At 72.0% G+C, this 25,244-nt stretch carries 20 protein-coding genes; 6 read left to right on the top strand and 14 right to left on the bottom strand.

From position 1 onward, the window contains the following. Positions 1–8: 8 nt before the first annotated feature. The 3 genes from OG542_RS07900 to OG542_RS07910 are packed head-to-tail and all read right to left on the bottom strand — an operon-like array spanning position 9 to position 3,879. Positions 9–2,405 carry a xanthine dehydrogenase family protein molybdopterin-binding subunit gene (locus tag OG542_RS07900; RefSeq protein ID WP_328409394.1) on the bottom strand — a complete coding sequence of 799 codons (2,397 nt, stop codon included), beginning with the start codon at positions 2,403–2,405 and terminating at the stop codon, positions 9–11. Positions 2,406–2,407: 2 nt separating this feature from the next. Then, on the bottom strand, positions 2,408–2,989 hold the full coding sequence (locus OG542_RS07905; RefSeq protein ID WP_328409396.1) for a (2Fe-2S)-binding protein: 582 nt from the start codon (positions 2,987–2,989) through the stop codon (positions 2,408–2,410). Continuing rightward, on the bottom strand, positions 2,989–3,879 hold the full coding sequence (locus OG542_RS07910) for an FAD binding domain-containing protein (RefSeq protein ID WP_328409398.1): 891 nt from the start codon (positions 3,877–3,879) through the stop codon (positions 2,989–2,991). Before OG542_RS07910 ends, OG542_RS07905 begins: the two co-directional genes overlap by 1 nt. A gap of 377 nt (positions 3,880–4,256) precedes the next feature. On the opposite strand from OG542_RS07910, the gene OG542_RS07915 reads away from it, so the two are divergent. After that, on the top strand, positions 4,257–5,930 hold the full coding sequence (locus OG542_RS07915; protein ID WP_328409400.1) for a PucR family transcriptional regulator: 1,674 nt from the start codon (positions 4,257–4,259) through the stop codon (positions 5,928–5,930). Positions 5,931–6,094: 164 nt separating this feature from the next. Beyond that, positions 6,095–6,859 carry a hypothetical protein gene (locus tag OG542_RS07920; protein ID WP_311128448.1) on the top strand — a complete coding sequence of 255 codons (765 nt, stop codon included), beginning with the start codon at positions 6,095–6,097 and terminating at the stop codon, positions 6,857–6,859. Between the two features lie 308 nt (positions 6,860–7,167). On the opposite strand, the gene OG542_RS07925 is transcribed toward OG542_RS07920, so the two are convergent. Next, a complete protein-coding gene (locus OG542_RS07925) occupies positions 7,168–7,956 on the bottom strand; it encodes a GntR family transcriptional regulator (protein ID WP_328409403.1) in 789 nt (262 codons plus the stop codon). Positions 7,957–8,124: 168 nt separating this feature from the next. Here OG542_RS07925 and OG542_RS07930 point away from each other — a divergent pair, with 168 nt between their 5' ends. Together OG542_RS07930 and OG542_RS07935 are read left to right on the top strand one after the other, a co-directional pair. Beyond that, positions 8,125–8,976, top strand: coding sequence for a (2Fe-2S)-binding protein (locus OG542_RS07930; protein WP_328409405.1), 852 nt, complete (start codon positions 8,125–8,127; stop codon positions 8,974–8,976). A gap of 257 nt (positions 8,977–9,233) precedes the next feature. After that, the gene (locus OG542_RS07935; RefSeq protein WP_328409407.1) at positions 9,234–10,274 is read left to right on the top strand and encodes a DUF2637 domain-containing protein; all 1,041 of its coding nucleotides are present in this window, start codon (positions 9,234–9,236) and stop codon (positions 10,272–10,274) included. Between the two features lie 57 nt (positions 10,275–10,331). Here the strand turns inward: OG542_RS07935 and OG542_RS07940 are convergent, their stop codons facing one another. Continuing rightward, the gene (locus OG542_RS07940; RefSeq protein WP_328409409.1) at positions 10,332–10,814 is read right to left on the bottom strand and encodes an ATP-binding protein; all 483 of its coding nucleotides are present in this window, start codon (positions 10,812–10,814) and stop codon (positions 10,332–10,334) included. 430 nt (positions 10,815–11,244) lie between these two features. Beyond that, on the bottom strand, positions 11,245–11,868 hold the full coding sequence (locus OG542_RS07945; RefSeq protein WP_328409411.1) for a hypothetical protein: 624 nt from the start codon (positions 11,866–11,868) through the stop codon (positions 11,245–11,247). A gap of 231 nt (positions 11,869–12,099) precedes the next feature. On the opposite strand from OG542_RS07945, the gene OG542_RS07950 reads away from it, so the two are divergent. Beyond that, positions 12,100–13,356, top strand: coding sequence for a helix-turn-helix domain-containing protein (locus tag OG542_RS07950; protein WP_328409412.1), 1,257 nt, complete (start codon positions 12,100–12,102; stop codon positions 13,354–13,356). Between the two features lie 6 nt (positions 13,357–13,362). Here OG542_RS07950 and OG542_RS07955 read toward each other — a convergent pair whose 3' ends face one another. Together OG542_RS07955 and OG542_RS07960 are read right to left on the bottom strand one after the other, a co-directional pair. Next, entirely contained in the window at positions 13,363–15,105 is a 1,743-nt protein-coding gene (locus OG542_RS07955; RefSeq protein ID WP_328409414.1) for a pyruvate dehydrogenase, read from the bottom strand. Between the two features lie 67 nt (positions 15,106–15,172). Then, positions 15,173–16,765 carry a protein phosphatase 2C domain-containing protein gene (locus OG542_RS07960; protein WP_328409416.1) on the bottom strand — a complete coding sequence of 531 codons (1,593 nt, stop codon included), beginning with the start codon at positions 16,763–16,765 and terminating at the stop codon, positions 15,173–15,175. A gap of 210 nt (positions 16,766–16,975) precedes the next feature. Between OG542_RS07960 and OG542_RS07965 the strand changes: the two genes are divergently transcribed. Continuing rightward, positions 16,976–17,458, top strand: a complete 483-nt coding sequence (locus OG542_RS07965) for a DUF456 domain-containing protein (RefSeq protein WP_328409417.1) — start codon at positions 16,976–16,978, stop codon at positions 17,456–17,458. 17 nt (positions 17,459–17,475) lie between these two features. On the opposite strand, the gene OG542_RS07970 is transcribed toward OG542_RS07965, so the two are convergent. From OG542_RS07970 to OG542_RS07995, 6 genes are all read right to left on the bottom strand, one after another. Further along, positions 17,476–17,961 carry a methylated-DNA--[protein]-cysteine S-methyltransferase gene (locus tag OG542_RS07970; RefSeq protein ID WP_193476766.1) on the bottom strand — a complete coding sequence of 162 codons (486 nt, stop codon included), beginning with the start codon at positions 17,959–17,961 and terminating at the stop codon, positions 17,476–17,478. Next, positions 17,961–19,376 (bottom strand): DNA-3-methyladenine glycosylase 2 family protein, encoded by a 1,416-nt coding sequence (locus tag OG542_RS07975; RefSeq protein ID WP_328409418.1) that lies wholly within the window; start codon positions 19,374–19,376, stop codon positions 17,961–17,963. The genes OG542_RS07970 and OG542_RS07975 overlap by 1 nt, the downstream gene beginning before the upstream one ends. 241 nt (positions 19,377–19,617) lie before the next feature. Beyond that, positions 19,618–20,715 carry a ribosome small subunit-dependent GTPase A gene (gene rsgA / locus OG542_RS07980; protein ID WP_328409419.1) on the bottom strand — a complete coding sequence of 366 codons (1,098 nt, stop codon included), beginning with the start codon at positions 20,713–20,715 and terminating at the stop codon, positions 19,618–19,620. A 227-nt stretch (positions 20,716–20,942) separates the two neighbouring features. After that, entirely contained in the window at positions 20,943–22,436 is a 1,494-nt protein-coding gene (locus OG542_RS07985; RefSeq protein ID WP_328409421.1) for a cellulose-binding domain-containing protein, read from the bottom strand. Positions 22,437–22,671: 235 nt separating this feature from the next. Next, on the bottom strand, positions 22,672–23,997 hold the full coding sequence (locus OG542_RS07990) for a radical SAM protein (RefSeq protein ID WP_328409423.1): 1,326 nt from the start codon (positions 23,995–23,997) through the stop codon (positions 22,672–22,674). Between the two features lie 139 nt (positions 23,998–24,136). Beyond that, positions 24,137–25,144, bottom strand: coding sequence for a hydroxyacid dehydrogenase (locus OG542_RS07995; RefSeq protein WP_328409425.1), 1,008 nt, complete (start codon positions 25,142–25,144; stop codon positions 24,137–24,139). Between the last annotated feature and the right edge of the window lie 100 nt (positions 25,145–25,244).

Raw genomic sequence — 25,244 nt, forward strand, 5'->3', positions numbered from 1 at the left:
TCTCCTGCTCAGGCCTCGGAGAGTGACGTACCCGTGAGGTGCTCGGGCCGTACCGGAGTCCGGTTCAGCTCGAGCCCGGTCGCGTTCCGGATGGCCGCGAGGACCGCCGGAGTCGACGACAGGGTGGGTGCTTCGCCGATGCCGCGCAGCCCGTACGGGGCGTGCTCGTCGGCGAGTTCGAGGACGTCGACCGGGATGGTCGGCGTGTCGAGGATGGTCGGGATCAGGTAGTCGGTGAAGGAGGGGTTCTTCACCTTCGCCGTCTTCGGGTCGACGACGATCTCCTCCATCACCGCCACGCCCAGGCCCTGTGTCGTGCCGCCCTGGATCTGGCCGAGCACGGACAGCGGGTTGAGCGCCTTGCCGACGTCCTGGGCACAGCCCAGCTCGATGACCTTCACAAGACCGAGCTCGGTGTCGACCTCGACGACGGCACGGTGCGCGGCGAACGAGTACTGCACATGCCCGTTGCCCTGCCCGGTGCGCAGGTCGAAGGCCTCGGTCGGCCGGTGCCGCCACTCCTCCTCGACCTCGACGGTCTCGCCCTCCAGCACGTCGGCCAGGTCGCGGAGGACCTCACCGCCGTCCGTGACGACCTTGCCGCCCTCCAGCAGCAGTTCTGCCGTCGCCCAGGCCGGGTGGTAGGAGCCGAACTTGCGGCGCCCGATCTCCAGGACCTTCTCGCGCACGATCTCGCAGGCGTTCTTCACGGCGCCGCCGGTGACGTACGTCTGCCGGGAGGCGGAGGTCGAACCGGCGCTGCCCACCTGGGTGTCGGCCGGGTTGATGGTCACCTGAGTGACGCCCAGCTCGGTCCGGGCGATCTGCGCGTGCACGGTGACACCGCCCTGCCCGACCTCGGCCATGGCCGTGTGGACCGTGACGACCGGCTCACCGCCCACGACCTCCATCCGCACCTTCGCGGTCGAGTAGTCGTCGAACCCCTCGGAGAAGCCCACGTTCTTGATGCCGACCGCGTAGCCGACACCGCGTACGACGCCTTCCCCGTGCGTGGTGTTGGACAGGCCGCCCGGCAGCTGCCGTACGTCGGCGCCCTCGCTGCTCTCCCACTGGCGCTCCGGCGGCATCGGCATCGCCTTGACGCGGCGCAGGAGTTCGGCGACCGGGGCCGGGGAGTCGACCGGCTGCCCGGTCGGCAGGAGGGTGCCCTGCTCCATGGCGTTGAGCTGCCGGAACTCCACCGGGTCCATGCCGAGCCGCTGCGCCAGCTTGTCCATCTGCGCCTCGTAGGCGAAGCACGCCTGGACCGCGCCGAAACCGCGCATGGCGCCACAGGGCGGGTTGTTGGTGTAGAGGGCGACGGCCTCGATGTCCACGTCGTCGATCACGTACGGGCCGACGGACAGGGAGGAGGCGTTGCCGACGACCGCCGGTGAGGCGGAGGCGTAGGCGCCGCCGTCCAGGACGATCCGGCACTTCATATGGGTCAGCTTGCCGTCACGCGTGGCCCCGTGCTCGTAGTACAGCTTCGCCGGGTGGCGGTGGACGTGCCCGAAGAAGGACTCGAACCGGTTGTAGACGATCTTGACGGGCTTGCCGGTGCGCAGGGCCAGCAGGCAGGCGTGGATCTGCATCGACAGGTCCTCGCGGCCGCCGAAGGCGCCGCCGACGCCGGAGAGCGTCATCCGCACCTTGTCCTCGGGCAGGCCGAGCACGGGCGCGATCTGACGCAGGTCGCTGTGCAGCCACTGGGTGGCGATGTAGAGGTGGACGCCGCCGTCCTCCTCCGGCACGGCGAGACCGGACTCGGGGCCGAGGAAGGCCTGGTCCTGCATGCCGAAGGTGTACTCGCCCTCGACGACGACGTCGGCCCGCTCGCGGGCGGCGTCGACGTCACCGCGGATGATCGGCTGGCGGTGGACGATGTTCGGGTGCGGGACGTGCCCGGCGTGGTGGTCGTCGCGGCCCTCGTGGACGAGGATCGCGTCCGGCGCGGTCGCCGACGCCTCGTCGGTGATGACGGGCAGTTCGCGGTAGTCGACCTTGATCTTCGCGGCGGCGCGCCGCGCGGTCTCCGGATGATCGGCGGCGACGATGGCGACCGGCTCACCGTGGTGGCGGACCTTGCCGTGGGCGAGGACCGGGGTGTCCTGGATCTCCAGCCCGTAGTTCTTCACCTCGGTGGGCAGGTCGTCGTACGTCAGCACGGCGTAGACGCCCGGCGTGGCCAGCGCCTCGCCCGTGTCGATGGACACGATCTCGGCGTGCGCCACGGTCGACCGGAGGATCTGGCCCCACAGCATGTCCTCGTGCCACATGTCGGACGAGTACGCGAACTCGCCGGTGACCTTGAGGGTGCCGTCCGGGCGGAGCGTGGACTCGCCGATGCCGCCCTTGGTCCGGGAGCCCTGGGTGATCTTCGTAGGTGCGCCATTGGTGGGCATGCTCAGACCGCCTCTCCCTGCCGGGCGGCCGCCAGGCGGACCGCGTCCATGATCTTCTCGTAGCCGGTGCAGCGGCACAGGTTGCCCGACAGCGCCTCACGGATGTCCGCGTCGCTCGGGTTGGGGTTGCGCTCCAGCATCTCGTCGGCGGCGACCAGCAGACCGGGTGTGCAGAAGCCGCACTGGACGGCGCCGGCGTCGATGAACGCCTGCTGGATCGGGGAGAGTTCGGTGCCCTCGCCGGTGTGCGAGTCGGTGCCCTTGGCCTGCCACCCCTGGGCGTTCTGCAGCGACGTACCGCAGGCGCCGGTCGCGCAGCCGCTCTCGGCGCGCTGCTTGGCGTAGTCGGCGAGCCCTTCGACGGTGACGATCTCGCGGCCCTCCACCTGACCCGCCGCCACCAGGCACGAGCACACGGGCTCACCGTCGAGACGGACCGTGCACGACCCGCACTCGCCCTGCTCACAGGCGTTCTTCGAACCCGGCAGCCCGAGCCGCTCCCGCAGCACGTACAGCAGGGACTCGCCCTCCCACACGTCGTCGGCTTCCTGCGGACGGCCGTTGACCGTGAAGTTGACGCGCATTACGCAGCTCCCTCGGTGATGCGGCGGGTGCCGCGGTAGGACTCCCAGGTCCAGGTCAGCGTGCGGCGGGCCATGACGCCGACCGCGTGGCGGCGGTAGCTCGCGGTGCCCCGGACGTCGTCGATCGGGTTGCAGGCGGCGGAGCACAGGTCCGCGAACTGCTTGGCGACCGACGGGGTGACGATCTTCCCGTTGTCCCAGAAGCCGCCCTCCTCCAGAGCGGCGTTCAGGAACTCCTCGGCGGCCTTGGCCCGAAGGGGCGTAGGGGCGGCCGAACCGATCCCGGTCCGCACGGTCCGCGTCTCGGGATGCAGCGCCAGCCCGAACGCGCACACGGCGATGACCATCGCGTTCCTGGTCCCCACCTTGGAGAACTGCTGCGGCCCGTCGGCCTTCTTCACATGCACGGCCCGGATCAGCTCATCGGCCGCCAGCGCGTTGCGCTTCACGCCCGTGTAGAACTCGTCGATCGGGATTCGGCGCGACCCGCGCACCGACTCGACCTCCACCTCGGCGCCCGCGGCGAGCAGGGCGGGGTGGGCGTCGCCGGCCGGGGAAGCGGTGCCGAGGTTGCCGCCGACGCCGCCGCGGTTGCGGATCTGCGGGGAGGCGACCGTGTGCGAGGCGAGGGCCAGCCCCGGCAGTTCGGCACGCAGGTTCTCCATGATCTTCGTGTACGGCACGGAGGCACCCAGCCGTACGCCCTCCTCGCCGACCTCCCACTCGGAGAGGTCGCCGACGCGGTTCAGGTCCATGAGGTACTCGGGCCGGCGGTGGTCGAAGTTGATCTCGACCATCACGTCGGTGCCACCCGCAATCGGCACAGCGGTGGGGTGCTCGGCCTTCGCGGCGAGCGCCTCCTCCCAGCTGGCGGGGCGAAGGAAGTCCATGACCGGCTCTCTTCTCCGTCTTCTCGTGGGGCGTTCAGATTGAGCCAATCCGTGTGCGGCGGTCCCGGCTCGTTCATGTGCTGTTTACGCGTAGTGGCCTCAGTACACAGCGCGGTACTCCGACGGGGTCAGTCACGGAAACCATGAAGGAGTTGGCTGGCCAGGACGGGCATCTTGTAGATTCGTATGAACGGAGGCCATCAGAAACCTCCTCGTTCTCCTGTGGAAACGCGCGACACAGCCGCGTGACCTGGGACACAGCCGGGACACGGCTCGGACCCGGCGAGCATCGCTCACCAGCCCGACGAACAGACGTTCACCCCGAAACCCCACACGATCCACCACTGATTTCGAGACAGAGAACGGCGGCGACGAGAATGCGGCTGCGCGCACTGCTGGACACCGACGCGCTGGGCCTCAAGCTGCTCGGCGGCGAGGAAGAGCTGGACCGCACGGTGCGCGGCGTGATGACCACCGACCTCCGCGACCCCAGCCGCTACCTCTCGGGCGGCGAACTGGTGCTCACGGGCCTGGCCTGGCGCCATGACGCCGAGGACTCGGAGCCGTTCGTGCGGATCCTGGTGCAGCAGGGCGTGACGGCCCTCGCCGCGGGCGAGGCCGAGCTCGGAGACGTCCCGAACGACCTGGTCACGGCGTGCGCCCGTCACCGTCTCCCCCTCTTCGCGGTGCACGAGTCGGTGGCGTTCGCGACGATCACCGAGCACGTCGTGCGGCAGGTCTCCGGCGAGCGCGCCGGAGACCTCGCGGCGGTGGTCGACCGCCACCGCCGGATGATGACCTCGGGCCCGGCGGGCGGCGGCCCGGACGTGGTCCTGGACCTGCTCGGCTCGGACCTGGACCTGCGGGCCTGGGTCCTCGCCCCCACGGGCCGGCTCATCGCGGGCTCGAAGGCCGCGGGCCCCGCCCTGCCCGCCGAGACCTGCGGACGACTGGCGGCGGAACACCTGACCGCCACCCGCACGGGCCGCCGCGCCCCGCACCGCGTCCTCCTGGGCGGTACCACCTACTCCCTGTTCCCGATCCGCTCCACGGGCCGCTCCCCGCAAACCGCCCGCGATGCCCGCGAGACTCTGCTGTCCGACTGGCTGCTGGCCGTCGAGGCGGACGCCGGGGACTGGGCCGAGGAGCGCCTCGACCTGCTGCACGGCGTCACCCAGCTGATCGCGGTCGAGCGGGACCGCCGCGACGCGGCCCGCACGGTCCGCCGCCGTCTCGCCCAGGAGGTGCTGGAACTGGTCCAGACGGGCGCGGCCCCCGCCGAGATCGCCGCCCGCCTGCGCGTGGCCGCGCCGGTGCTGCTGCCCGGCCTCGGGGCCGCGCCGCACTGGCAGGTGATCGTGGCCCGCGTCGACTGGGACGGGGACGAGATCGAGAGCGGCCCGGTGGCCCAGGCCCTGCTGGAGGAGATCCTCGTCGACCCCCTGGCGGCGGGCCCGGAGCACTCCGACCGCATCGCCGTCGCCCACACCGGCGACGAGGCCATCGCCCTGGTCCCCCTCTCCGCCGTCGCGGCGGAGCACGACGGCTCCGAGACCGGCGTCCTCGCGGACGTACTCCTGGAATCCGTACGTGACCCCCTCACAGCGGGTCTCGACGGCGACGGGCACCTCACCCTCGGCGTCAGCGCGGCCGTGCACTCGGCGGAGGGCCTGCGAGGCGCCCTGGAGGAGGCCCGCCACGCCCGCCGGGTGGCGGCGGCCCGGCCGGGCCGGGTCTGCGCGGCGGGCCACCAGGAACTGGCGTCGCACGTCCTCCTGCTCCCGTTCGTCCCGGACGACGTCCGCCGCGCCTTCACGGCCCGACTCCTGGACCCCCTCCGGGACTACGACCGCCGCCACCGGGCCGAGCTGATCCCCACCCTGGAGGCGTTCCTGGACTGCGACGGCTCCTGGACCCGCTGCGCAGGCCGCCTCCACCTGCACGTCAACACGCTGCGCTACCGGGTCGGACGGATCGAGCAGTTGACGGGCCGTGACCTGTCGCGGCTCGAGGACAAGCTGGATTTCTTCCTGGCCCTGCGCATGAGCTGAGACACGGGGTGTCCCGTCCCAAACACGGGACGCCCCTGAGTCCCACGACTTTGTGAAATCCTTCACCCACCCTCTTGGCCCGACCCCGCGATTCGTGCTGAGATGCCGCCACCACTCAACAGCTCGATGGCGTGCTCGGGGAGGGCAACGTGGCGCAAACCGCCATGTCTGGTAACGGAACGACCCCTGGTGACGATCCCCTCCAGACCGCGGTATGGCGGCTGCGCTCACGCGGGTGCTGGGCCGACGCGGCCGCCCTGCTGCTGCCGGATACACCCGCGGCGGCGCTTCAACGTGCGTCGCTGCTGGTGGAACGGTGCCTGTACACCGAGCGGGACTGGGAGGAGGCCGAGGACGCGCTGCGGACGGCCGAGGCGCTGGCCCACACCGACGACGAGCGGGGCGCGGCCGCTTGTGAACGCGGTTACTTGGCCTACGCCTCGACGCTGCTCGCGGTCCGGGACCGGGCCGACGAGGCGCGGGCCGCGCTGGGGCGGGCGGCAGCGCTGATCCCTCCGGGGGCTCCGCAGCGGGCCCTGCTGGACTTCCGTCGCGGTCTGCTGGCGGAGAACCTGACGAGCGCTCCGCAGGCGGCGCGGGCGGCGTACCGCCGTGCTCACGCGGGGGCCACGGCGCATGCCAACCCGCTGCTGCTGTCGTTCACGTGGCGCCATCTGGCCGGACTCGCCCTGCGGGACGGGGAGTTGGCGGAGGCCCGCCACGGTTTCGCGGAGTCGCTGCGGATCCGGGAGGAGCTGGGGTATCTCGTGGGCACGGCCCCCGCGCTGGTGTCCCTGGCCGACACGGAGACCGAGCCGGAGGCGTCCCGGCTGCGGGAGGAGGCCCGGCGGCTGTTCCGGCTGCTCGGGGGCGTACCGACCTGGCTGGCACGGCAGTTGGCCCCGTTGCCGCCGGCGGCGACAGCTTGAGCACGTCACGAGGCACCCGGCGTCGTCGCTGAGGCGGGGTGGGTCCGCAGCCCGGCGTAGCGGGGTGCCTCCCCCACTCTCGGCTTCGCTCGAGCGGGGGGACCCCCACCGCCCACCCGTGCCGCCCTTAGCAGCACGATTGCCCGCAGCTGGGTACGCACGGAAGGGGACGTGTCGGGGGGTGTCCGCCCGCAGCGGTTGGCGCGTCAACGAACAGCTAGTCGGCGTGAGACCCCATCGCGCCGTTCCGAGGACGGACACCCCCCGACGCGGCCCCGACCCACCACCCGGCGCTACGCGCGCGGCCCTCAGCCCGCGCCCGCGAAGTGCTCCCCCACCAGCACCCGCACCACATCCAGATCCCGGGCGATCAACGCGTCCAGCAACGCCGTGTGTTCATGCGCGTCCGCCACCAGATCGGCCCGCCCCCGACCACCCGGCCCGCCCCCGACCAGCGGCCACTGCGCCCGCCGGTGCAGGTCCTCCGCGATCTGGACCAGCTGCTCGTTGCCGGAGAGGGACAGCACGGCCCGGTGGAACACCCGGTCGGACTCCGCGTAGGTCGCGCGGCAGCCGGAGGACGCCGCGCGGACCGTCGCCTCGGCGAGGGGCCGCAGCTCGGCCCAGCGTTCGGCGGGAACCGTACGGGCCAGCTTCAGCATCACCGGGACCTCGATCAGGGACCGGACCTCGGCCAGTTCCGCCAGCTCCCGCGCCCCCCGCTCGACCACCCGGAACCCACGGTTCGGCACGACCTCGACGGCACCCTCGATGGCCAGCTGCTGCATCGCCTCCCGCACCGGCGTCGCCGACACCCCGAACCGCTCACCGAGCACCGGCGCCGAGTACACCTCCCCGGGCCTCAGATCCCCGGCCACCAGCGCGGCCCGCAGCGCGTCCACGATCTGCCCGCGCACGGAGGACCGCTGAATGACGGGCCTGGGCCGCGCGAGGGCCGGCTCACCATGCGTGTGCTCACCGCGCGCCGCCCCGTCGGCCCCCGCCGCCCCGGCCTGCCGCGGCACCCGAGCCTGCCCGGCCGGCACAGCCGACCAGGGCTCCCCCGTCCCGGCGGAGCCCTGCGCGTCCTGCTTCACGGGTCCCCCTCCGGACGTATCGGTACTTGCGGTCATTACGGCGGGTTGTTACTCGGCCGTCAAGCACCATAAGCGCCCCGAGCGTCAGTTCAAATCCCAGCGATCTTGGGTTAGGTTAGGCTTACCTCCAGAACCCCCGCTCTCCTCCAGACGTGGATCGGTGATCGCATGCCCGTGCCCCGTTCGGCCGTCTCCGGCGCCTACGCCCGTCTGGCCGAGGTCCTCCCGGGGCTCGCCGTCACCGAACTGAACCCCGAGGACACGACCCCGCAAGGCGGCGCCTGGGCCACGGCCGCCGACCTCGCGGCCGCCGGACCCGCCCTCGACGCCTTCCTGTCCTGGGACGAGGATCAGATAGAGCGGGACTACGACCAGCGGGCCCGCCCCGACGTCATCGCCAGCTTCGGCCTGCACCGCTACGCCTGGCCGGCCTGCCTGCTGATCACCGTCCCCTGGTTCCTGAACCGCCGCGTACCCCGCTACCCCGTGACGCACGTCTCGTACGACCGTACCGCCCCCGGCCACCCCATCGGCCGCATGGCCGTCCGCCCGGCCGGCTTCGCCTGCCTGCCCGGCGACGAGGCCGCGACGCTGCCCGGCGCCCGGGTCGTCCCGGACGAGGAGGCGCTGCGGGCCGAGGTGCGGTCGGCGGTCGCCGAGCACCTGGAGCCGGTCCTGACCGGTTTCGGACCCCGGATGCGGCGCCGCGGCCGGGCCCTGTGGGGCATGGCGACCGACGAGATCGTCGAGGGGCTCTGGTACGTCGCCCAGCTGTTCGGCGAGATCGAGGAACGGCGCGCGATGCGCGAGCTGGAGCTGCTCCTGCCCGGCGCGACGAAGCCGTACGTGGGCACGGCGGCGTTCCGGGAGCTGACCGGCCCCGGCGGCGAGCCGCTGCGCACCCGGGACCGCGCGAGCTGCTGCATGTTCTACACACTGCGCCCGCAGGACACCTGCGCCACCTGCCCGCGCACCTGCGACGCCGACCGGGTCACCAAGCTGCTGGCCACGGCCAGTTGAGACACACTCAGAAACAATCTGATCCTCCGTAAGATCATCGCGGAAAACTCGCAGCAACCTTCCGGAGAACCACCCGTACGGGTAGTCCTGTTCGAACTCAAATCAAGCCCTTCACGCGGCAGTTCGAGCAGAACACCGTCCTGAACATTCCCTTGCACTTCCTTGGCGGCCTCTTGCCCCGAAACCCCCTGAGGGCCGTTGGGATTGGGCCACTATGGCGGGCGTTAGGCCCTATCCCAATGCAAGGGACCACCCAGATGAAACTGACCGACATATCGCTGAACTGGCTACTTCCGGGCGCCGTGCTTCTCCTGGGCATGCTGGCGGCGATAGCGGTTCTCGCGCGCGGCAAGCGCTCCTCGGTCAAGGACACGAGCGCGGACGATTCCTGGGAGCGCAGCGAGGAACGCCGCAGACGCAAGGAGGCCCTTTACGGCACCGTCTCCTACGTCCTCCTCTTCTGCTGCGCGGCCGTCGCCGCCGCACTCTCCTTCCACGGCCTGGTCGGCTTCGGCGAGCAGAACCTCGGCCTCAACGGCGGCTGGCAGTACCTCGTCCCGTTCGGTTTGGACGGCGCGGCGATGTTCTGCTCCGTACTCGCGGTGCGCGAGGCCAGCCACGGTGACGCCGCCCTCGGCTCCCGGATACTGGTCTGGACGTTCGCCCTCGCCGCGGCCTGGTTCAACTGGGTTCACGCGCCCAGGGGCATCGGCCACGACGGCGCCCCCCACTTCTTCGCGGGCATGTCCCTGTCCGCGGCGGTGCTCTTCGACCGCGCGCTGAAGCAGACCCGCCGCGCCGCCCTGCGGGAGCAGGGCCTGGTGCCGCGCCCGCTGCCCCAGATCCGTATCGTCCGCTGGCTGCGGGCTCCGCGGGAGACGTACAGCGCCTGGTCGCTGATGCTCCTGGAGGGCGTGCGCAGCCTCGACGAGGCGGTCGACGAGGTGCGCGACGACAAGCGCAAGAAGGACGAGACCCGGCGGCGGCGCCGCGACCAGCAGCGCGTGGAGCGGGCCCAGCTGAAGGCGATCAGCCGCGGTCACCGCGGCCACTTCGGCCGCGGTGGCGGCCGGCAGCTCGAGGTGCAGGTGGAGCGCGGCTCCTCGCAGGTCTCCGCGGAGCCTGCCATATCCGCGCCGGAGCCCCTGCCCGTCCGCTCGCGTCCCTCCCTGCAGCCCGCTCGCAAAGGAGCTGACCCGGTGACCGTCGACCTCACCGCCGAGGACGACACCATGGCACTGCCGCGTCTCGACTCCCTGGAGCGCAAGCTCAAGGACCTGGAGCAGCAGTTCGGCTAGTCCGGCCGGACAGAGCCGGGAAGGGGGCGTGGCCCGCGGGCCGCGCCCCCTTCCCGTTCACGCCGCCTCGGCCCCCAGCTCGAACCAGACGGCCTTGCCCACTCCGTGCGGCCTGACGCCCCAGACGTCCGCGAGGGACTGCACAAGGAACAGGCCCCTGCCGTTCGTACCGTCGTCGGCGATCGGTACGCGCAGCCGGGGTCTGCGTGCCACGAAGTCCCGTACCTCCACCCGCAGTCCACGCGGTCCGACCGTGGCCGTCAGGAGCGCGTCGTGATCGGTGTGGACGATCGCGTTGGTGACGAGTTCGCTGGTGAGCAGTTCCGCTACGTCCGATCGTCCGGTCCTCCCCCACTGCCCGAGCAGTTCCCGCAGGGCTCTGCGGGCCTCCGGCACGGCCCGCAGGTCCGCCCGCCCGAGTCTGCGCCTCAGTTGAGGCACGGGCACCTGCTCCGTGTCGTCGTCGGTCTTGTCCTCCACCGTCTTCGCCGAGAAGGCCCCTATCGCTATGGGACCGCCTCCTCGTACCTGCCTCTCCATGACCCCCGCCCGCGCGCCGATGTCGGTTCCCCTCCTGCTCGAACACGTTCACGGGGATCCATGCCCCATCGGACACGCGGCAGTCATGTCGAGTCGTCAACGACCGGGTGTTCGGCCAATCGGACGGGACCGGCGGGCCGGGCCGCGGGCCGCTGAGCGGTGCGGCGATGGCGGGGAGGGGGACAAGAGGATAGCCGGTACATGTCCTCGGGCGGATCGTGACCGCAGGAGATTCGGACGATGTGCCGATGGCCGGCTGCCGATCCTTGCGTACGCGACGAAGGAGCGGGGCAGCCGGCCCCCGTGCGCGGCGGTCCGGTGAAGTTGGCCGAAGTACGACGGTCTCCCCCGGGCCCTTGACCGGAACAAGGCCGTCCTCCCGACCCCCGTGACGGGAGGACGGCCCTGGTTCTCTCCGGCTGTCGCGCGGTCAGTACAGCTTCTTGACGGCGGTGGTCGTCGTCTTCTTGAAGGCGGCCACGGGGGCGTCACCGAAGTCGCCCATCTGCCCCCACTCCACGACGGTGACGGTCCTGCCGTCCCGCCCGACGGACAGCAGCGAGATGTCCGTGGCACCCCAGGACGTCTCGGTGTGCAGGCCGCGGACGCGGGCGCCCTCCTCGACGGGCAGCGAACCGTAGTCCCGGCCCTCGGCCTCGACATCCGGGGAGGACTCCTCGATGCGGTCGGCGCAGGTGCGGATCAGGTCGTCGTAGTGCTTAGCCAGGGCCTTGGCCTGGGCCGCCGTGCCCGTCACGACGGTCAACTGCACGGCGCTGGTCTCCAGGTCGGTCCGGAACTCCCGGTGCCGGTAGTCGTGGTCGAGCGCGCCCTCCGTACTCACGCAGAAGCCGAGTTCCTCCGGGAACCCGTCGGTGACCGGCCCGGCGGTCCAGGACGACGTCGGGTGCGGCGGCAGCTGGGACGCCGACAGGAACTTGGGCGCGGCGGCCTTCGGCGCGGCGCCGGCGGCCGGTGCCGTGAGGACCGTGCCCGCCGCGAGGGCGGCGACGGTGAGTGCGGTGAGAGCGCTCGTTCGGATGCGCATGGACATGGGTGTTCCCCCCGTGGATGAGTGCGTTGGCGTGGTGCCGCGGCGAGGCCGGCTGGTCGGCCCGGGCCTGGTCGGTGCGGCACCAAGAGCATCAGCGGCCACAGCCGGCGAGCGCAACAGCCCGCGGCCGATCGGCCACGGTGGAACCATCCCAGCCCGTCTGACGTGCAGGTACAGGGATGCCTGGGATGCCGTCCCGGGCCGGGTCGGACCTTACGAGGGCGGGGAAACGTGTCGGCAGAGGAAGACGTGGACGACGTCGGGGAGTTCGCGGCGCTGCTGAGAGCGCTGAAGGAGCGCACGGACCGCAGTTACGGTTCGCTGGCCCGCCGTCTGGCCATGAACACCTCGACCCTGCATCGCTATTGCGCGGGCGAGGCGGTCCCTGTCGACTTCGCGCCCGTGGAGCGTTTCGCGGCGCTCTGCGGAGCGACTCCGGAGGAACGCCTCGAGCTTCACCGCCGCTGGCTCCTGGCGTTGGCGGCACGCCGGCGGCCTCGTACGGCGAGTGCGCCGGAGGACGAACCGGATACGGCGGCCGACCCGCCCCCGCTCCCCCGCCGCCCCTGGTACCGCCGCAGACGCGTCGCGGTCGGGCTGGCCGCCGCCTGCGCGTTACTCGCGACGCTCGGAAGTCTGTCCGCTCTGCCGGACGGCCGGCGCCCCACCGCAGAACGTGCCCCTACGGCCGGGCCCCTCGCGTCGGGCACGACGGAAGCGAAGGCACCGGACCGGAGCGGCACCTCGCCCACCCCGAGCGACTCGCCCACCACCAGGCAGCCTTCGGCATCCGCCACCCCGAGGAAGAAGCCCTCCCCCGCGCCCTCCTCCGACCGGACCACCACCCCGCCGCACAGCGGGAAGAAACCCTCCGTACCCCTCACCTGGTCCGCCAACTCCCAGGCCTGGAAGCTCGGCTGCGGTCACGACTACGTCGTCGCCAAGCCGCCGCGGCAGGTTCCCCCGCCCCCGACCCCGCAGGACGCCGGCGTCTGGGCGGCGACGCAGGGCGCGGTGCACGGCGGCGAGACGCTCGTGGAGCTGTCGGTGCAGGGGCGGACCGACACGGCCGTCGTGCTGAACGCGCTGCGCGTACGCGTGGTGGGGCGTACGGCCCCCGCCCCGGGCAACGCCTACGCCATGGACCAGGGCTGCGGCGGTGCGGTCACCCCGCGCTCCTTCGACGTGAACCTGGACAAGGACCGCCCCATCGCCCACGCGGTCGCCGGGAGCGACACGGGCGTGCCGATCCCGGCGGTGCGCATGCCGTACCGCGTCTCGGCCGAGGACCCCGAGGTGCTGCTGGTCACCGCACGGACCGTGACGTGCGACTGCCGCTGGTACCTGGAGCTGGACTGGTCCTCCCAGGGCCGCAAGGGCACGGTCCGCGTCGACGACGCCGGCCGCCCGTTCCGCACCAGCGGCATCAAGGGCCTGCCCCGGTACATGTACGACACCTCTGCACGCGAGTGGGCGCCGTACAGCTGACCGCGCTCAAGGCCGGGGCACGTTGCGCAGGTTGGAGCGAGCCATCTGGAGCATCCGGCCGACCCCGCCGTCCAGCACCATCTTGGAGGCGGACAGGGCGAAGCCGGTCACCATCTCGGCCTTGATCTTCGGCGGGATGGACAGGGCGTTGGGGTCGGTGACGACGTCGACGAGGGCCGGTCCCTTGTGCTTGAAGGCGTCCTTGAGGGCGCCGGCGAGTTCCTTGGGTTTCTCGACCCGTACGCCGTACGCGCCGCAGGCCCGGGCGACGGCGGCGAAGTCGGGGTTCTTGTTGGCGGTGCCGTAGGACGGCAGCCCGGCGACCAGCATCTCCAACTCGACCATGCCGAGGGAGGAGTTGTTGAAGAGGACGACCTTGACCGGGAGGTCGTACTGCACCAGCGTCAGGAAGTCGCCCATCAGCATGGAGAACCCGCCGTCGCCGGACATCGACACGACCTGCCGCTCGCGGTCGGTGAACTGCGCGCCGATCGCCATGGGCAGCGCGTTGGCCATCGAACCATGGGAGAAGGAGCCGATGACGCGGCGGCGGCCGTTGGGCGTGATGTAACGGGCGGCCCAGACGTTGCACATGCCGGTGTCGACGGTGAACACGGCGTCGGCGGCGGCGACTTCGTCGAGCACGGACGCCACGTACTCGGGGTGGATCGGCGTGTGTTTCTCGACCTTGCGGGTGTACGCCTTCACCACCCCCTCCAGCGCGTCCGCGTGCTTCTTGAGCATCCGGTCGAGGAAGCGGCGGTTCTTCTTCTCCCTCACCCGCGGGATCAGGCAGCGCAGCGTCTCCCGTACGTCGCCCCACACCGCGAGGTCCAGTTTCGAACGGCGGCCGAGGTGTTCGGGCCGGACGTCGACCTGGGCGATCTTCACGTCGTCGGGGAGGAAGGCGTTGTAGGGGAAGTCGGTGCCGAGCAGGATCAGCAGGTCGCACTCGTGGGTGGCCTCGTAGGCGGCGCCGTATCCGAGGAGCCCGCTCATGCCCACGTCGTACGGGTTGTCGTACTGGATCCACTCCTTGCCGCGCAGCGCGTGCCCCACCGGGGACTTGACCTTCCCGGCGAACTCCATGACCTCGGCGTGCGCGCCCGCTGTGCCGCTGCCGCAGAACAGGGTGACCTTGTCGGCCTCGTCGATCATCCTCACGAGCCGGTTGATCTCCTCGTCACCCGGGCGGACCGTCGGCCGGGAGGTGACGAGGGCGGTCTCGGCGGCCTTCTCCGGGGCGGGCTCGTCGGCGATGTCGCCGGGCAGGGAGACGACACTGACGCCGCTGCGGCCGACGGCGTTCTGGATGGCGGTCTGGAGCAGCCGGGGCATCTGCTTGGGGCTGGAGATCAGCTCGCTGTAGTGGCTGCACTCGGCGAACAGCCGGTCGGGGTGGGTCTCCTGGAAGAAGTTGAGGCCGATCTCGCTGGAGGGGATGTGGGAGGCGAGGGCGAGGACCGGCGCCATGGAGCGGTGGGCGTCGTACAGACCGTTGATGAGGTGGAGGTTGCCGGGCCCGCAGGAGCCGGCGCAGGCGCCGAGTCTGCCGGTGATCTGGGCTTCGGCGCCCGCGGCGAAGGCGGCGGTCTCCTCGTGCCGGACGTGGATCCAGTCGATGGCGGAGTTGCGGCGGACGGCGTCGACGACGGGGTTCAGGCTGTCGCCGACGACCCCGTAGAGACGTTTGACTCCGGCGCGGGTCAGGATGTCGACGAACTGTTCCGCGACGTTCTGTTTGGCCATGGCTCTCGTCTGCCCCTTCGGTCTCCTGGGAGTCCCTCCGGGTTCCATCAAGTCACAGGGTGCGCGCTCACGCCTCCCAAACGGCGGCGGCCGTACGGTCGTCCGCATAACCCTTGACCCGCACTTGGGAGTCCGCGAGGAACGCGGCGAGGCCGGGCGGCTCGGGGCGGGACCACCGCTCGGCGAGGTAGTCGCCCAGTTCGGGTTCGCCGCGCAGCGGGTCGGCGAGGCCGCCGCTGCACAGCAGGAGCGTGTCACCCGGGCGGGCGACGGAGGTGCGGAAGCGGAAGGGTTCGCGGGGTGGTTCCGGGGCCGGTTCGTAAGGGCTGGGCGGGGTCGGGATGCCCAGGTCCATGGTGAACCTGTCGCCCTCGGGCGTCTCGGAAGGCGGCGACCCGAACCCCATCACGGGCTCGCCCTTGATCTCGGCGACCTGCGGTTCGATGTCCTGCCACTCACCGTCCCGCAGCCGGAACAGCCCACCGGGTCCGACGCCGAAGAAGACGCGCGTACGGCACTCCGGATCGGCGGACAGCAGCAGGCAGCGCAGGCCGGCGGCGTACTCCTCCGGGTCGACGCCCTGTTCGGAGGCGCTGGCGCGGAGCTTGCCGAGACTGCGGTCGGTGAGGCGGTGCAGTCCGGACTTGAGGTCGCCGCGCCGGCCGTCCCTTATGTCCGCCACGAGCCGGGCATGACTGCGCCCGACGGCCCGCCCGATCCAGTGACAGGCCTCGGCGGCGGCCCGGTGCGCCCCCGGCGTGGCACGGGCCCCGGTCGCCATCGCCACCAGCAGCAGCGCGTGCTCGCCCGTGCCGAAGCGCGCGGTCAGCAACGAGTCGCGCCGCGGCTCCCCCCGGTACCGCGCGGAGTCCCCCCGCACGGACACGGCCCGCAACGTACAGGCCCCGTACCGGGCCCCGTCGAGCACGGTGTCCGCGACGAGATCATCGAGATCATCGGGGTCGGCCGCCGGAAGGGCGACGGGTTCGGCCTCGTAGGTGGGCGGCCGGGACCCCACGTACCCACGGGGCCGGGGGGAGGTCGCGGGCCGCTCGATCCGGGGGGCGGTCCGGCCGGACGGGGGATCGGCGGGAGGGGGCGGTGGGAGCGGTGGATCAGCGGGGCGAGGTGGGGCGAGCGCCGGGTCGGCGGGGCGGGGTGGGGCGTCCGGCGGGGCGGGGCGGAATTCCGGGCTGGGCCAGGAGGGTGGGGTGGTGGGCAGAGGTGGAGGGGCCGGTGGTGGGACCTCGGGGGTCCCGGAGGTGGGGGCCGCCGTCGCGGGGGGCTCCGTCGGGCCCTCCGAGGCCGGTGAGGTCGCGCCGGCCGTGGGTGGCCGATCCGGTACCTGCCCGGACCGCCCTGGCGGCTTCGTGGCGGTCGGGAAGGTCACCGGGTCCGTGAGCCGGGCCGACGGCGGCTCCCAGGGCGCCCGGCGCGCCGTGTCCGTGACCTCGGCGGCCCCTGCCCGGGGCGCCGGGAGCACCGGCTCGGAGGCGGGCCGCTCGTCCACCGGGTCCCCTACCGCCCCCGCCGCCGAGGCGAAGCGGTCGTCCAGGGAATCCGGGGCGGGTGTGGGGCCCGTGTCGTCGGTGGAGTCGTCGTACAAGTGCCTCCACCAGTCGTCGTCATGACCGGTGGGCCTTCCCCCCTGCTGACTCATGCCCCTGATTGTCCACCGCACAGCCGGGATGAAAACGGGGCTTCCGGAAAAACCGGCCCGTCACGGCACCGTGAAACGGCGGCTCGAGTGATCCCTAGAACGTCCATGCGATAGGGGCAGACGACGGGCTCCGGGCGGCTGACCTGCGGGTCCTGACCGAGGCCACGCTCCTGACCTGCGTCTTCTCATGGATTCCGGCAGGCTGGTCAGATGGGAGTGTGGGACCTCCTGCTGGTCGGGCTGGTCATCCTGCTCGGTCTGTTCGGAGTGCTGCTGCCCGCGATGCCCGGGTCGTTGCTGGTGTGGGCCGCGGTCATGTGGTGGGCGCTGAAGGATCCCCAGCCCGTCGCGTGGTGGGTCCTGGTGGGTGCCACGGTCCTGATGTTCGTCTCCCAGGGCGTGCGCTGGGCCCTGCCTCCCCGCAAGCTCCGGGCGAGCGGCGCCAACCGTCGCATGCTGGCCTGGGCCGGGGCCGGATCCACCCTCGGCTTCGTCCTGCTCCCCGTACTCGGCGCGATCCCCGGATTCCTGGCCGGAATTTACCTCTACGAACGCCGCCGCCTCGGCCGCCACGGCGACGCGGTCGCCGCCCTGCGCACGGTGATGCGCTCGGGCGGCTCCAGCATCCTGGCCGAACTCTTCACCTGCCAGCTGATCGCGGCTGCCTGGATCGGCGCGGTCTTCTGGGGCTGAAAACGCCCCGGCGAGGCCTAGAGCACACCCTCGTGCGTGAGCAGCCGTACCTTGCGGTCCAGTCCGCCCGCGTATCCGGTCAGTGTGCCGTCGGCGCCGATCACCCGATGGCACGGCCGGACGACCAGCAGCGGATTGGCGCCGATCGCCCCGCCGACGGCCCGTACGGCCGCCCTGGGCGCTCCGATCCGCGCGGCGATCTCGCCGTAGGTCACGGTCGAGCCGTAGGGGATGGCGTCCAGCGCGGCCCAGACCTTCTCCCGGAAGGCCGTGCCTTCGGTGCGCCACGGCAGCCGGAACTCCTTCAGTTCCCCGGCGAAGTAGGCGCCGAGCTGCTCCTCGGCCTCACGGAAGGGTCCAGGGTCCTGCCGCCAGTCGTCCAGCACCACGCGTCCGCCCTTCTGCCCGGGCACCGACAGCGAGGTCAGCTCGCCGGTCGGGGCGGCGGTGAGGAGCAGCGGCCCGAGCGGGCCGTGCGCGGTCGTCCAGTACGTCGTGGTCATCACAACTCCCACTCCCCTGCTGCACGCAGGTGGTTCAAGGCGTACGAGCGCCAGGGGCGCCAGCTGTCGGGGACGTCGAGGCCGGGCGGGGCCACGTCCGGGTCGCCGAGGGCGCGGGTGCGGATCTCGGCGATGGTGCGGGCGTCCAGGCCGGGCAGGGCGCGCAGGGCGTCCTGCGCGTCGTCCCGGTCGGCGCCCGGGTCGAGGCGTACGGCGTGGTCGGCGAGGGCGGCGGTGAGCGTGCCGAGGGTGCCGCCGGGCTCGGCACCGGCGAGGACGGCCGGCTCGGGGAAGAGGTGGGTGAGGCTGCCGCAGGGGGCGTCCAGCGCCTTGCCGTACCGCCGTACGAGCCGTTCCGCCTCCGTCCGGCCGGTCAGTGCGCGCACCGCGAGTTCCTCCGGGTCGGCGGTGCCCGGCGAGCGCAGCCCGGGCCGGGCGGCGACCAGGGGCGCGAGCCGTGGGTCGGCGGCGAGGCGCTCGTCGACGGCGTAGGGGTCGGCGTCGAGGTCGAACAGCCTCCGCAGCCGCTGTACGGCGGTGGTCAGGTCGCGGGGGTCAGTGAGGTGCAGCCGGGCGTCGAGCCAGCCGCCTGGGTGGGCGCCGAGCCCGGTACGGGCGGTGCCGGGGCGCTCGTCCACGGCGACGATGCCGGTGCCGTACGGGAGCCGGAGCGTGCGCCGGTAGGTGCGCGTGCCGGGCGGGCCGCTCACGTCCTCGACGCCGGCTACGGCCTCGCGTTCCAGCAGGTCGAAGACGGGTCCTGCCTGGTAGGGGCCGCGGTGGGCGAGCCGCAGCGGGATGCCGGCGTTCGGGGTGGCCGTACGGCGGTTGCGGCCCCCCTTCGGGACGGCGGCGGCCCGCAGCTGGCTCGGGGTGGAGGCGTAGACGGCCCGGATGGTGTCGTTGAACTGCCGCACGCTGGCGAAGCCCGACGCGAACCCGATCTCGGTGACCGGCAGCCCGGTGGTCTGGAGCAGCACGCGCGCGGTGTGGGCCCGCTGGGCCCGGGCGAGCGCGACCGGCCCGGCGCCGAGCTCGGCGGTGAGCTGCCGCTGCACCTGCCGTGCGCTGTAGCCGAGCCGTGCGGCGAGACCGGCGACGCCCTCCCGGTCGACCACGCCGTCGGTGATCAGCCGCATGGCCCGGCCCACCACGTCCGCGCGGACGTTCCACTCGGCGGAGCCGGGCACGGCGTCCGGCCGGCACCGCCGGCAGGCCCGGAAGCCCGAGCCCTGCGCGGCGGCGGCCGTGGCGAAGAACCGTACGTTGGCCCGCTTCGGGGTGACCGCGGGGCAGCTCGGCCGGCAGTAGATGCCGGTCGTCTCGACGGCGAAGAAGAACACGCCGTCGAAACGGGCGTCGCGGCTGCGTACGGCCTCGTACCTGGTGTCCTCGTCCGTCAACTGGTCTCTCACACGTCCAGTCTCCGCCGTCGGCCGGCCTGCCGCTGGCGGAAATCGGACATGGCGCTTCGGGTGCCGGCTGCGTCGCGCGGCGTGCGAGGCGGGCCTCCACGGCACCGCGGGCGAGGGCGGCCACCCGCCCCTCGGACCATGGCGTGGGGTCGGCCGTCGGCCGGTTGTGCGCATGTGGAGCAAGAAGGCCAGCACTGCGTCGGCGTCGGCAGGCGCCTCGGCGAGGCCGGTGGCGACGCGCCTACGAACGCCAGTGCGATCCGCGCTTCGCCTCCATCGCGGCCCGTCCCATCGCCCCCTTCCGCTTCCAGTCCTTGCGGATCTCCGCCCGGAGCCGGGCGTCCGTCTTGGCGACGATGCGCTGGTTCTCCCGCAGGAGCTTGCGGTAGCTGTCCAGTCGCCGCTCCGGCAGCTCGCCGGTCTCGATGGCGGCCAGCACCGCGCAGCCCGGCTCGGCTTCGTGGGCGCAGTCGTGGAAGCGGCACCGCTCGGCCAGTTCCTCGATCTCGGAGAAGACCTGCCCGACGCCGGTCCCGGCGTCCCAGAGTCCGACGCCCCGCAGTCCGGGGGTGTCGATCAGGACTCCGCCGCCGGGCAGTGCGAGCAGGTTGCGGGTGGTCGTGGTGTGCCGGCCCTTGCCGTCGGCGTCCCGGGTGGCCTGGACGGTCATGACGTCCTCGCCGAGCAGTGCGTTGGCGAGGGTCGACTTGCCCGCGCCGGACTGCCCGAGCAGCACGGACGTACCACCGCCGACGATCGCCGCGAGCACGTCGAGCCCGTCCCCGTCGACCGAACTGACGGGCACCACCGGCACGCCGGGCGCGCTGGTCTCCACGTCCTGGACGAGATGGGAGAGGGTGACGGCGTCCGGCACGAGGTCGGCCTTGGAGAGGACGACGACGGGCTGAGCGCCGGACTCCCAGGCGAGTGCGAGGAAGCGTTCGATACGGCCGAGGTCGAGCTCGACGGCGAGGGACACGGCGACGATGGCGTGGTCGACGTTGGCCGCGAGGATCTGCCCCTCGGACCGCTTGGAGGAGGTGGAGCGGACGAACGCGGTGCGGCGCGGCAGGTACGCGCGGACGTAGCGCGGGTTCCCGCCGGGTTCGACGGCGACCCAGTCGCCGGTGCAGACGACCCGCATCGGGTCGTGCGGCGTGACGAACGCGGTGTCGGCCCGCAGGATCCCGTCGGCGGTGACGACGTCGCACTGCCCACGGTCGACCCGTACGACGCGGCCGGGCAGCAGCCCTTCGGCGTCGTACGGCGTGAACGCCTCGGCCCATCCCTCGTCCCAGCCGTAGGGAGCGAGCGCGGAGGAGACGGAAGTGGAGTTCATGGAACTCAAGGGGATGACCCTTCGGGAGGGTGGCCCCGGCGGTCGCGTGCGTACGCGACGGAGAAGTGAGGAGTGTCAGCCGGTGGCCACGGAGGTGGACTTGATGGATTCCTGGATGCGGGCAGCGCCCATCGCAATGACAGCCATCGGTCAACACCTCCTGGTCCCTGGGATCTTCGGTTCTTCGTGGAACCGCCGTAACGCTATCCCGTCACGGCGGAGTCGCGTCAACCGGTTTTCGCGCAGTCCCGGCCGTTCAGCTCGAAGTCGTACGGCGGGGAGTTCTTGCCGTGCCAGGAGGAGAGGAAGCCGAAGGCCAGGTCGTCGCCCGCCTGGACCGACTTGTTGTAGTCGGCGGCGGTGGCGGTGACGCGGGAGCCGTTCTGGGAGACGGAGGCGTCCCACATCTGGCCGACCTGCTGGCCGTCCCGGAAGGACCAGGACACGCGCCAGGAGTCGAGGGACTCGTTGGTGGTGACGGTGACGGTGGCCTGGAAGCCGTCGGGCCACTGGTTGACCAGGTCGTACTCGACCCGGCAGGTGGGGTCCTCGCTCTCGCGGCCTTCCGCGCGGTCCGTGGGAGAGGAGGTGCCCTGCGGTTCGGTCCGGCGGTCGCTGCTCTCGGGCTTGCCGGGCTTCTGCGACTTCCCTGTGCTCTCGGTGGCCTTGCCGGCCGGCTTCGAGGTCGCGGGAGGCAGTGAGGGGACGGACGGCACGGACAGTTCGGGGTCGGCCACCGGCTGACGGCCGGCGTCGCCGCGCGCTCCGAGGTCGTCGCCGCTGCCGCCGAAGGGCATCATCGAGACGCCGAGTGCCAGGGCGGAGACCAGGACGGCGGCCACGAGGAGACCGTTGCGGGCGACGCGCGCCTTCTGCGCGCCGTCCTCCGGTTCTGCGGCCGCCAGTTCCGCCCGGCCGGGACGGCCGGCGCCGAGCCGCACCTCGGCGGCGCGGCGGCGGCGCTCCAGGTATGCGAGCCCGCCCCAGCCGATCACCCCGCCGGCCAGCGCCCCGGGCAGTCCTCCGCCGTGCAGGCGCAGGCAGGCGGCGGCCTCGGCGCACTGCACGCAGGTGGCGAGGTGCCGGGAGAGGTCGCCCGGGGCGTCGGCGGCGGGGGCACGGGTGACGGCGTCCAGCAGCCGGGCGTAGCTGCGGCACCGGGCGTCCATCGGCGTGTCGAGGTGGTTGCGGTGGCAGCGGTCCCGGAACAGGGTGCGCACCTGCTGGAGTTCGTCGGCGGCGGCGGCCGGGTCGAGGCCCAGGCGGCGGGCGACCAGGGACAGCGGCAGCGCCTCCACCTCGGCCAGCCACAGCAGTTCCGCGTCCGCCTGCTGCAGATCGCGCAGTCCGCGCAGCGCGAGCGGGCGCTGCAGGGGCGGTCCGGTGTAGCGGGCCGCCTTGTCCGAGTTGAGCCACAGCCGCAGGTCGGGGTCGAGTTTGTGGCCCTGCCCCGCCTCCTCCCAGGCCGCGGCCGTGGTGCGTACGGCGGTCAGCAGCAGGGGTATGCGGGGCAGCCGGGCGGGGCGGCGCCCGGAGGCGCGGACCGGGCCGGCATCGGCGGCGCGTGCCTCACGTATGCCGTGTGCGAACGCCTCGCGGCCCAGCTGTGCGGCGGCGGTGGAGCCGGACGTGCACAGGTCGGCGTAGGCGAGGACCGCGTCCCAGCACTCGGAGAACAGCGCGGCCTCGGAGGCGTCCTGAGGGGTCGGCAGGTCGGGCATGAGTCTCCTGCATCCACAAGCGAGGTCAACTCACCATGTTGGCAAAGGAGTTGGGGGGAACCTCGGGGCAGGAGACGAGTTTTTCACGTTCTCGACACAACTGACAAGCCACGTATTCAAATCCTGACGCGGCCGACTCCGGAAGTAGATACGTACGGAACGCCGAAACGTCTCGATGGCGACCCGAATCACATCGGGTCGCCATCGGGACACAGCGGCATACGGGGCTCCGGCGTCAGATCTCGACCGGCTCGTCCGCGGGCAGGCTGTCCATGAAGGAGCTGACCGAGAAGACCGCGTTGCCGGCGCCGGGGGGACCGTAGCCGGGGGGCGAGGAGAGGCCGAAGTCCTCCATCGTCTGCCGGTACGCCTGGAGCAGACGGATGTGGTACTCCAGGGGCGCGCCCTGCGGGTTGGCCTTGCCGAGCGGGGTCGTCGGCTCCGGGCACCAGGTGGTGAAGCGGGGCGTGATGCCGTGGGACATGAAGAAACGCAGGCCCTCGGTGGTCGAGTCGATGGCCTCGTCGACCGTGGTGAAGCCGAACGGCTCGGCCATCTCCACGCCCGCCACGAAGTTGGGGATGACGTTGCGCGCGCCGAAGATGTCCGCCGAGTCGAGGATGCGCTTGTGCCACTCGTCGCGGCCGACGTAGCGCTCCTTGCCCGGGCAGTACATCTTGAACAGGTACTCGTCCCACACCTCGTAGTTGGGGTGGTAGATCTGCACGCCGTAGTCCTTGAACCGCTGGACGTCGTCCTTCGGCAGCGCCTGCGCGACGACCTTGCCGATCCAGCGGCCCGGGAAGTGCTCCTCGATGGCCTTGGCGTACCGCCCGTAGAAGTCCGCCTCGTCCAGGCCCTGGACCTTCGACGTGATCGCGCCGCCGGTGAGCGTGTACGCGGTGGACACCTTCGCGGTGTCGTACTTGTCGATGATCTCGAGCGCCTCGAGGACTTCGTCGACGTCCTTCACGCCCGTGTACGGGCGACCCGCCGCCTTGTGCTGGCGCCAGTTGTGGTTGATGTCGCAGTACTGGCACTCCTCCTTGGCACCGAAGTACTGGCAGACGCGGAACGCGGTCAGGTAGATCAGGTAGCCCCACTGGATGGTCGGGGCCACCTCCATGACCGACTTCCCGTTGGCGAGGGTGTGCCGGTAGTACTCGGGCATCGGCGGGACGCCGACGTCGGAGATCCGCTTGCCGTCGAGGTAGAGGCCGAGCACGCCGTCCTCGTCGGCGGCGACGCGGTACGGCGAGGAAGGGTTCACCCGGACCGAGACGACGGTCCGCCGCAGGTCGTACGGGCCGCCGGTGAGGATGATCTCCTCGGGCGGGCGGCGCAGTGCGGCCTCGCCCAGCTCGGGCAGGGTGCCGTGGTCGAAGGAGAAGATGAAGTACGACTTCGGCTTGACCTCGCCGCCCTCGTTGTCGCTGAGCGCGGACGGGTCGAATGCCACTCCACCCCGGAGCAGGTCCTCCTTGAAGACGGCCTCCCGCGGGACATGCGGGAATCGCTCCATCAGATCCTCGACCAGCGCGGTACGGCTGCCGCTGCTCATCCCGTCTCTCCTCCCGGCTCGGACGTACGACTCCTCACGGTATGCCCATGGGGGTGCGAGGCCGGTACCGGGTCCCCCCGACCCGGGTGAATGGCTCCTTATGTCAGCAAGTGCCGGGGTTGGCGCCTATCTGCACGCCTCAGGCCGCGCGCTCCAGTGCCGCCGGGTCGACCGCGTACGCCGGTTTCCCTCCGGCCAGGAGCCGTTCCGCCTCCTCGGCGACCGTCAGACCGAGGCGGGCCAGCTCGTTGCCCTGGGAGCCCGCGAGGTGCGGGGTGACGAAGGCGCCGGGCAGGTCGTAGAGGGGCGAATCGGCGGGGAGCGGCTCGGGGTCGGTGACGTCGAGGATCGCGGACAGGCGCCCGGCGCGCAGTTCCGCCACCAGGGCGTCGTGGTCGACCAGCGCGCCGCGCGCGGTGTTGATCAGCACCGCGCCGTCGGGCATCAGGGCCAGTTCGCGGTGGCCGATCAGGTGGTGGGTCTCGGGTGTCTCGGGGGCGTGGACGGTGACGATGCCGGAGGTGCGCAGCAGGTCGTCGAGCGACAACAGGGGGACCCCCAGGGCGGCGGCCCCCTCCTCGCCGACGTAGGGGTCGGTGAGGGCGGGCCGCAGATCGAAGGGGCGGAGCAGTTCGAGGACGCGGCGGCCGATGCGGGAGGCGCCGATGACGCCGACGCGGCGGCCGTAGTTGCCGATACCGGGGACGATGCCCCAGCCGGAGGAGGTACGGGACGTGCGCATCCGGTCGCGGGCGACCAGGACGTCCTTCCCGGCGAGCAGGATCATGGCGAGGGTGTACTCGGCGACCGGCAGCGCGTTGGCGGCGGCCGCCGAGGAGACGGCGATGCCGCGCCGCCAGATCCCGGGGGTGGCGAAGGACTTCACCGAGCCGGCCGAGTGCAGCACGGCGCGCAGCCGGGGAGCCGCGTCGAGGACCGCCTCGTCGAGCCGGGGGCAGCCCCAGCCGGTCACCAGGATCTCGGTCCGGGCCAGCGTGTCGAGCACCCGCGGGTCGGTGAAGTCCTGCGCCACGAGGGCGGGATCGATGTCCACGGACTCCCGCAGCCGCGCCAGCACCTCGGGCGGGAAGACCTGCGGCACGTTCTCGGCGGCCATGGCGAACAGTGCCTGGGGGCGCTGACTCAAGGAGGTGACCTTCCGGCTCGGCGACACGCTGACGCATACGGATCAGCGGCACGGGTAGAAACCGCTCTCTACAACCTCTCCACGGTAGGCCGAGCCGGGC

Origin of the sequence: Streptomyces violaceus (assembly GCF_036014075.1) — a bacterium.
GTDB lineage: Bacteria > Actinomycetota > Actinomycetes > Streptomycetales > Streptomycetaceae > Streptomyces > Streptomyces violaceus.